This window comes from Paenibacillus sp. EZ-K15 (genome assembly GCF_002573715.1).
GTDB lineage: Bacteria > Bacillota > Bacilli > Paenibacillales > Paenibacillaceae > Paenibacillus_AQ.
The window spans coordinates 41,563-50,414 of record NZ_PDHM01000022.1; the positions used below are offsets into that span (position 1 = coordinate 41,563).

The 8,852-nt window shown below is 49.6% G+C and carries 7 protein-coding genes and 2 tRNA genes; 1 reads left to right on the top strand and 8 read right to left on the bottom strand.

Annotated features, from left to right (window positions below; all coding sequences use genetic code 11):
• The first annotated feature begins 103 nt into the window (after window positions 1–103).
• A complete protein-coding gene (locus tag CRG97_RS26855; protein WP_098748711.1) occupies window positions 104–748 on the top strand; it encodes a PAS domain-containing protein in 645 nt (214 codons plus the stop codon).
• Window positions 749–849: 101 nt separating this feature from the next.
• Here CRG97_RS26855 and CRG97_RS26860 read toward each other — a convergent pair whose 3' ends face one another.
• From CRG97_RS26860 to CRG97_RS26895, 8 genes are all read right to left on the bottom strand, one after another.
• Window positions 850–2,484: an alpha/beta hydrolase gene (locus tag CRG97_RS26860; RefSeq protein ID WP_098748712.1), complete on the bottom strand. Its 1,635-nt coding sequence runs from the start codon at window positions 2,482–2,484 to the stop codon at window positions 850–852.
• Window positions 2,485–2,506: 22 nt separating this feature from the next.
• Entirely contained in the window at window positions 2,507–3,526 is a 1,020-nt protein-coding gene (locus tag CRG97_RS26865; RefSeq protein ID WP_098748713.1) for a FecCD family ABC transporter permease, read from the bottom strand.
• A complete protein-coding gene (locus tag CRG97_RS26870; protein ID WP_098748714.1) occupies window positions 3,519–4,526 on the bottom strand; it encodes a FecCD family ABC transporter permease in 1,008 nt (335 codons plus the stop codon). Before CRG97_RS26870 ends, CRG97_RS26865 begins: the two co-directional genes overlap by 8 nt.
• 40 nt (window positions 4,527–4,566) lie before the next feature.
• Window positions 4,567–5,589 carry an ABC transporter substrate-binding protein gene (locus CRG97_RS26875; RefSeq protein ID WP_098748715.1) on the bottom strand — a complete coding sequence of 341 codons (1,023 nt, stop codon included), beginning with the start codon at window positions 5,587–5,589 and terminating at the stop codon, window positions 4,567–4,569.
• Between the two features lie 117 nt (window positions 5,590–5,706).
• A complete protein-coding gene (locus tag CRG97_RS26880) occupies window positions 5,707–7,374 on the bottom strand; it encodes an AraC family transcriptional regulator (RefSeq protein ID WP_098748716.1) in 1,668 nt (555 codons plus the stop codon).
• Between the two features lie 257 nt (window positions 7,375–7,631).
• On the bottom strand, window positions 7,632–8,090 hold the full coding sequence (locus CRG97_RS26885) for a KGG domain-containing protein (protein WP_098748717.1): 459 nt from the start codon (window positions 8,088–8,090) through the stop codon (window positions 7,632–7,634).
• A 314-nt stretch (window positions 8,091–8,404) separates the two neighbouring features.
• Window positions 8,405–8,487, bottom strand: a tRNA-Leu gene (locus tag CRG97_RS26890).
• Window positions 8,488–8,526: 39 nt separating this feature from the next.
• Window positions 8,527–8,602, bottom strand: a tRNA-Lys gene (locus CRG97_RS26895).
• Between the last annotated feature and the right edge of the window lie 250 nt (window positions 8,603–8,852).

Below are 8,852 nucleotides of genomic sequence, written 5' to 3' on the forward strand. Positions count from 1 at the left end.
AATTAAGTGTATAATCAACATATATTGCCTAAATTATACCATAGTACTCATGGAACGTTGTATCTTTTAGTCATGAGTCTATTCAGTATGAGGAGCGAGTCATTTGCCCTACGATACCATGATCACATCCTGGAATAATGCGGTTCATTCCTTGAATAAAGGACTGATGATCATTTCCCCGGATGGCATCATAGACAAAATTAACGATCCACTCATTACCATGGCCGAAAGATATGGTGTTTCCGCTGAGTTTGGGTGGGAGGGGGCATCTTTTTTTAATATCGCTTCCCAGCCCTTGAGTTTGGCTTCATTTGATCATTTTTTCCATGAGTTGGATGTGCCCTCCGTAAGAGATGTTATGCTGGGTAAGCTGTCTGATTATTCCTTTGAATATGCGGTGCAATGGAACGGCCAAGAGAACTGGGTTTTATGTGAGGTACTGCCGCTGCTTATCAACAAGGACAGCCGTATTCACGGAGCTATGATATTATTTACGGATATTACGAAGTTCAAACGCAAGGAACTGCTGCTGGAACAAGCGCTGGCTCACAGCTTTCCCCTTCCCGGGCATATTCCGATCTGCGCCGTATGCAAATACGTTCACCACGCGGAAGAGTGGGAACCTGTGGAGAGCTATTTGGAGAGCCGCCTCCCTATTGAATTCACCCATGATATCTGTCCGGGTTGCATTCGCAGATTATACCCGAAGTACTCTTCCATCCTTGATGATCCGGAATTACTCGATTAACTCTCTGCCTACATGCAACAACACTGAATAAGCAGCTTCATTATCCGGCTTTATCACTGGATATGAGGCTGCTTCTTCATGCTTAAGGCATCATTCTCATATTACGCGTTCACAAAACGAAGCAGAGGGCTTATCAGAGCAGGCAGCACCGAGACGTGGCCTTCTCCCTCAATTTCATCGAACGTAGTCTCCAGCACCTCATCATGCCCTTTGAGGAATGCATAGAGTTCCCTGGCGTCTTGCACCATAGACGGCTTCTCCTCGGCTCCCACGTAGAGACGCAGCTCTTTGCGCTGCCCACTCTGCTGTAAACGCGCTTTTCCCTCTTCCCATCGCTTGTACAGCACATAGTTCTTCCACCACACCGAAGGACAAGCCGCAATATACCGCGAAAAGGTCTCCGGTCTGGTGAATAATGTATACAAGGTGAAAAAACCACCGAGCGAGTGCCCGAACAGCGCCTGCTTCGAACGGTTCACCGCGTATTGCCGCTCCACGGCCGGCTTCAGCTGAACCTCGATAAACGTAAGGAATGCTTCAACGCCGCCCGTTTCCGGCCAATCCAATCCGTTAGGACGGACCGGCAGTTCATGATCTTCCGCATATTCAGTAAAGTTATAAAAACGCTCGCTGCTCACGATGGGACTGTCACTGTCAAAGCCGATCCCGACAATAAGCGCCGAGGGAATGCCGCGGGGCGTCCGGGATTGCACCCGAATTGCCTCCGCAAGCGATCCAAAGGTCGCATTGGCATCCAGCGAATATAACACAGGATACCCTCCTTCGGGTGGCGGTCCCATCGGTTCGGCAATGAAAATACGGTATTCACGGCCGGTAACGTCGGATTGCATGGACCATGTCACCGTTCCCGGTATGCGAAACAAAGAATCCTTTTCGTGGTTATTGTTATGGTCATCGCGGTTATCGCGCTTTTCATCCTTTTCGTGATGATCCTTACCTTCATGCTGAGAACGCGCCATCTCGGATTCTTGGACTTCTTCTTCTTTGACGAACAACCACCGCAGTGCATCCGGAAATCTTCTGGCCATAAAGATGGGATCATGGGTTCCATCAGGATCTACCGCCAGCTGGAGCCGCTCGGGGCTCACCCCTTGTTCGATCCAGAACCGATGGGCCTCGACGTTATTCGAAAACATATGTTTCTGCGCATTTTCCTTATACGCACCTTCCAACTGTCCAACAGACATATAAACCCTCAGCCCAGCAGGCAATTCTTCCTCCTGTCTGATGTAATCCATAACCCCGTCATACCATAACGAAGCCGACAGCATCCCGATCCGTCCGAAGGTCTCGGCGCGCCAATACCCCGCGAACATCGAGATCAAACCGCCAAAGGAACCGCCAATGATAGCTGTATGTTCGGGTGCTGTGAGTGTACGGTACTGTCTATCTATGTACGCCTTGATGACATCCGCAACCTCATCGACATAAGCTCTGCCCTCCCCGCCGAAAGGCGGATTGCCCTCCAACAGCGGCTCAGCCGGCCAAGGCGTATACTCACGATTCCGGTTCGTAGACGATATGCCGACCAGGATGACCTCGACCAGTTGGCCTGCTGCAAACAGATGATTCAGATAGTTGAGGCAGTCCGTAAACATATCTCCTTGATCCTGTACATAGGCAACAGGATAGGAACGGTCCGACTCATGATAAGAAGGAGGTAAATACAGTGTGAGTTCCCTGTCCTCAACCACCAGCTGTTGATAACGATTCATGTGATCCTCCCGAAAGCTGCTTTTATTTTCTCATGCGAATTAATAGATAGACAAAATACGGAACCCCGATCACGGACACCACAATGCCTGCAGCCAGCTCGGCCGGAGCGAATATCGTTCTGCCGATGAAATCACCTATGACCACAATCGCCATACCTGCAATACCGCTGATCGGGATGATATGCCTATGCCGCAGTCCAACCAGTTGCCTCGCCAGATGCGGAGCGAGCAGACCGACAAACCCGATGCTGCCTGATACGGCAACGCTCGCACTGACCAAACCGATGCTGCATAGAAGCAATACCTTTTTCTCACGCTCGACGGATACCCCGACACTCTTCACGCTTTCCTCGCTCAGTTGGAACAAGTCGAGCACTTGAGAGCGGAGCCAAATGACAGGCGGCAGTATAATGAGCCAAGGAAGCATCGTGACCACGAACTTCCAATTGGCGCTGTGAAGGCTGCCGGCCAGCCAAGCTACGGCCATCTCATAATCCGATGGATTCATTTTCAGCGAGAGGAACATCGTAATAGCCCCAAAGCCGGATGCAATCGCTATCCCCACAAGAATTAGCCGTTGCGGATCCAGCTTTCCGTTTTCTCTCGCGAACATAAATATGGCCGTAGTCGCCGCCAAGCCGCCAGCGATACCGAACATGGGCATCATCATAACCCCGAGCCAGCCGGTCATCGTGATCTGCCCTTGCAGCAGGAACATAAACAACACAACTGCCATGCCTGCACCTGCATTGATGCCGAGTATGCCCGGATCCGCGAGTCCGTTGCGAGTAACCCCCTGGATAACGGCACCGGCCATACCCAGCGCAAACCCGACGAGAGCGCCAAGCACAATACGAGGCAGCCTGAACTCAAACACAACAAGATCAAAATCCGAATTGGGATTCAACCGGAGCAAAGTTTGAAATACTTCCTTGATCGACATATCAAACGTCCCGTTAGTCAGACTGAAATATACGGCAGTCAGTACCACCAAGATTCCTCCAGTCAGAACAATCGGGAATCGATAATAGGTGTTACGCACGCTGAGCCCCTCCCCTCGTCTTGATCAAATAGAGGAAGAAAGGAACCCCGATCAACGAAGTTATAACACCCACCGGCGTCTCAAACGGATCATTCACAAACCGTGCGAGAATATCGCATAATGCCAGAAACATGCCGCCAAGCACGCCCGACACCGGTACGATCCATCGATAATCCGAGCCGGACAGGAAACGGGCAATATGAGGAATAATTAAGCCTACAAAGGCAACCTTACCCGCCAGGGCCACAGATACGCCGGTCAGAATAACAACAGCCAGCATCGCAAGGGCTTTGATCAGCCATGTATTCACACCGAGCCCCTTGGCCGTCTCGTCCCCGAGCGACAACAGCGTGATCGATTTGGACAATACAATGGCAAGGCACAAACCGACGATTGCAAACGGAATGCTCAATTTAATCAGCTCCGGGTCCATTGCGTGCAGTCGGGCATTGTACCAGAAGCTGATATTTTGCGATATTTGAAAATAAGCCGCCAATGCCTCTGCGGTACCGCTAAGAAACGTCCCGATTACGGTTCCGAGTATAGCCAGTCGAACTGGACTGAGTCCGCCAGGAATAAGCCATGCCAAGCCAAACACGACGGCTGCTCCGATGGCGGAGCCGATCAACGAACTGACGATGTACATATTGGAGCTGGCGTTCGGGATAAATACCATGAACAGTGTCACCGCGAACACCGAACCGTCGGATACCCCCATGATGGATGGGGACGCCAAATAGTTCCTTGTCATTCCTTGCATTAACGCACCTGATACCGCGAGAAAAGCGCCGATGAGCATTGCGCCGACGACTCTCGGCAATCGGGAACTCACAATAATCTGATGATCGATGTTCTCCGAATCAAAAGCAAAGATGGAATCCCAAACGGTATCCATCGTAATATTCTTGGCTCCATACATGATGGAGGCCACTATGAGTAATAAACAGACTGCCGGGGCCATCACAAGGATGACAGCCGGCAGTGATTTTTTGAACCCCATGAACAACACGCCTTATAGGTTTATACTGAAATGTTTGATGTTACTTTGTCAGACTTTCGACCGCAGCTTTCAGAAACTCGATTTTGCTGTACGCAGTTCCGCCTTGAGCGAGTGGATCCACCACGTTGACAAAAGCGGTGCCGTTCTTGAATGCATTCAAATTCTTCATGATTGGATCATTCTGCAGTTCTTCCAAAGCATTCGGCGTATCTTTATTCTCATCTGGCGAGAATTGGACAAATACGTAATCCGGATTCATCTCTGCAATCTTCTCTTTCGAGATCAGCTCCTGTGCTTTCGCTGCGGCTACTTCAGCCGGTACTTCAATCCCCAAATCCTCATACAATACCGGGTTAAAGAACACCTCTGCCGGATAGATGTACATCTCACCTGCACGAATCCGAAGCGCCAGAACTTTCTTGTCCTTCAGGCTATCTCCAATCGTCGCTTTGACTTTTTCCAAGTCCTCTTTATATTTCGCAATGTCCTGTTCCGCTTGTTCCTGTTTGCCGCTTAACTCGCCGAGCAATTTTAGGTTGCTTTCCCAGTTGGTCGAGATATGGGAGTACGGAATCGTGGGAGCAATTTTGTTCAACTGTTCAATGACTTCAGGCTTGGCTTTGGACGATGCCAAAATCACATCCGGCTTCAAAGACAGGATCGTTTCGAAATTCGGCTCCATCTTCTCACCAATCGACTGGGCGTCCTTCGTGATCGACTCAAACATCGGCGGGAATTTACCCGAGAAGGTGATAGCTCCAACCGGGTTCACTTCCAACACAATAGCGTCCTCCATGGCTTCAACGGCACCCGTAATGACGATGCGCTCCGTTTTGGCCGGAAGCGTATATTCCTGATCAAGGTATTTCACAACTTTAGTATCGGACGATGCGGGGGTCGCTTCTTCTTTTGCAGCGTTATCCTCCCCGGCTGTATTCGTGCTTTCTGCTGCATTATTCGTGCTTGCTCCGTCTGTATCTTTAGCCTCGTTACCTCCACCACAAGCGGACAGTACCAACGCAAATGCCAGCAATAACCCCAAAACCCATTTCATTCGTTTCATCTCTCTCCAAATACCCCTTCCATGATCTATGATCACTCAATAATTGATAATGATTATCATTATTGATTATAGTATAGGATTTGCTCTCTTAGTTCCATGGACAAATAACCGGATTCCTCATGGACAATTTCCGGAAAACAACCGGAAGGCCTCTTCCGCCATCTGCTCCATCGCAATGGGAGAGTATTCGCGCCAAGGGTATGAGGATAATGGATGGAACGTTCCTTCTCGCACCGCGGGAATGGTCATCCACTCCGGCGTTGCCTGCAGTTTTCTCCAATTCGCCAGCGTTTCCGAATCCTGACGGATCAAGAGCAGGATATGGTCTGCGCGGCTCTCCTTGATCTGCTCAATCGTTATACATCCCGCATCCTCCCAGTCCACAGGCAGCGCCGGCTGAAAATTGAAATAATCAAATAATAGTTCCTTCATGCCCGGATGGCTGTAAGCCATCAGGTCATCCTGATGCAGGCGTGCGGTCAAAAGCGTGCGTGCTTCCATCATTACAATGGGGAGCTTCTCACGATAAGTCGATATTTTATGATGAAACGTTTCAATCCATTGCTCTGCTTCAGGCAGCTTGTTCAGCAATTTAGCGAGACCTAACAGATTAAACTGCCACCCTTCCTGCTCTGCCGGCATTTCGTAGAGGGGGGCAATCAGCCGAAGCTGCTCCTTCTCCCAATCCTCCACCCCCTGTGCGCAGACGATGAGCTCCGGGCGTGCCGAGGCCAGCTTCTCCAGATTGGCATATTTGTTATGATTCTGGCGGTATGCATCCAGATGGACCGGGATATCCGGCCCAAGAAGGTTATAGTAATGCTGGGACCACTTCGGATGGAGGGGAGCCGCATACGGCGTGAAATCCAGCGGCATGGCGTAACCCAGGAGGGCTGTGGAGCCGTACATCGCCAGTTTATTTTTCCTTGTCTTCATATACACCGAGGGGGAGATCCCGAATGCCTTCTTGAACTTGCGGCTAAAATAAAATTCATCCTTATACCCCACCATATGCGCCACTTCACGCAGCAAAGAATCCGAGCCCAGCATCAGCTGCTTCGCCTTGTTCAAACGGACATGGGCCAAATAATCCATTGCGCTGTACCCATACGTCTTCTTATATACTTCTACAAAATATTTAGGACTCAGCTCGGAGAGGTTCGCCAATTGTTCAATCGTTAAATCTTCATCATAATGTTCCTCGATATACTCCTTCACCCGCTCCAGCGCTTGCCGCTTATCATTCTTGGAGTATGGGCTGCATTCGGCAATCATCGTATATAGCAGCTCTTGAAAATCCAACTGAACCCTCCACTGCTTCATGGGCTCCTTGCTGTGAAAATCCTTATACATCGACCGGCAGACGAGATTCAAGCGGTCCGGAGAGCTGATGACAAAGATGCCGTCATAGGGCATGAAAGTGGTGCCGTCCACCTCATGCAATCGACCGCAGCCTGAGACACCTTCCATGAAACTAAAATGAAGTATTGCAACCGAAGCTTGCTCGTGTTCTTCGGAACTCTTGTGATCGGCAGTCGTAATTCCGAAAGTAGACCCTGCTGCACAAAAATAAACACATCCCTTATTCATACGGGTGATTTGCTCTGCCTGTTGTAAACAGGTTTCTCCGCTCAGCGGGATGATCAGGGCCGGCTGCACTGCCAACTGCTGCTCCAAGGAGAGCTCATGCCCATGAACAATATCCATATTCCATAAACGGGCCATGAGCCCGCTGTATTCACGTGGAGCTTTTTTGCTACTGCTATTCGTCGATAGGTTTACCATATGTACAGACCCCAACCTTAAATGAGAATGGTTATCATTATCATATAATTATCACACACCGTCCCAAAAGTCCAGCACGATCTTCTCTTTTCCACCTTATCGCATGACGATGTAAGGCAAAAAGAAAGCAGCCACGTGCTCCCTGTCAGGGAGTCGTAGCTGCTGCTTTTCAAATGGTGTGGATGAGGCGGATCTTTTGCATGTGAGCAGTTTAGTCCCTCCAAGGGAAACTTTTTCTCAAATCCGCCGGATTGTCATTAGTTCCCCCGTTGGCGCTGCCTAGCTCTCGCCTCGCCGCCTTTACGGCCCGCTTCTTCACGGCTCATCTTGCCGTCCCCGTTGCTGTCGCTTCTGGCTTCGCCGCCCTGCTGCCCAATCTCTTGATAGAACTCACGTCCGTGGGAATCCGAGGTAGCCTCGCCGCCTTTGCGTCCGATGTCCTCATAGAATTCTCTGCCATGAGAGTCGGAAGTCGCTTCCCCACCCTTCTGGCCGATTTCCTGATAAAATTCCTTATCATGAGAGTTTGACGTGGATTCTCCGCCTTTTTTACCGATATCCTGATAAAAGTCTTTGTCATGGGAACGGGAAGTTGCTTCGCCGCCCTTCCGTCCGATTTCTTGGTAGAATTCTTTGTCATGTTTGTTCGCAGTTGCTTCTCCACCTAAACGTCCTGCTTCTTCACGGCTCATCTTTCCATTGTTGTTATTAGCCATTCTGAATCACTCCTTATAGGTAATTTGAAGTTGTTGCTCGTCCACGTTATGATATTAAACTTCTGACCAGAGATGAAACACCCGTTTTGCATAAACGCGCACTGAAAAATCGATGAAAACCGTGATGAATCCTATGTAAACCTTGATATAAGAAAAACGTCTATCGACGTACTTTCTAGAGAAGACAGATCGCGTTTAGATGTTGTTTTTCTTGCGATATCAGGTAAGCCATGCTTCGAAGTTTATACTTTCTGATATCTTAAACGCAAAAAAAAGCCCCGCACAAAGTGCGGAGCTTTTTCTTAATGTTCGTATGCGGTAGAGAGGACTCGAACCTCCACGGGTATACACCCACTACCCCCTCAAGATAGCGTGTCTGCCATTCCACCACTACCGCATAATATAAGGGATACATCATTTCGTTACTTCATAAAAATGGTGAGCCATGAAGGGCTCGAACCTTCGACACCCTGATTAAAAGTCAGGTGCTCTACCAACTGAGCTAATGGCTCTCGATGACAATCGTGCGGCTGCCATATAAGAAAGTGGTGACCCGTAGGGGATACTCTCTCTTCGTTCGAGACTGCGAAGCTTATCCTAACGAGGATTATGCTCCGACGAACCGACGGGGTTCTCATCCCGAGGTTATATAGAAAGTGGTGACCCGTAGGGGATGCTCTCTCTTCGTTCGAGACTGCGAAGCTTATCCTAACGAGGGTTACGCTCCGACGAACCGACGGGGTTCTCATCCCGAAGTTATAT

What these genes read in the sequence shown, in the direction of transcription:
- CRG97_RS26885 (WP_098748717.1), bottom strand. Translation starts at nt 8,090, where the DNA reads ATGGCTAATAACAACAATGGAAAGATGAGCCGTGAAGAAGCAGGACGT.
- CRG97_RS26875 (WP_098748715.1), bottom strand. Translation starts at nt 5,589, where the DNA reads ATGAAACGAATGAAATGGGTTTTGGGGTTATTGCTGGCATTTGCGTTG.
- CRG97_RS26860 (WP_098748712.1), bottom strand. Translation starts at nt 2,484, where the DNA reads ATGAATCGTTATCAACAGCTGGTGGTTGAGGACAGGGAACTCACACTG.
- CRG97_RS26880 (WP_098748716.1), bottom strand. Translation starts at nt 7,374, where the DNA reads ATGGTAAACCTATCGACGAATAGCAGTAGCAAAAAAGCTCCACGTGAA.
- CRG97_RS26870 (WP_098748714.1), bottom strand. Translation starts at nt 4,526, where the DNA reads ATGGGGTTCAAAAAATCACTGCCGGCTGTCATCCTTGTGATGGCCCCG.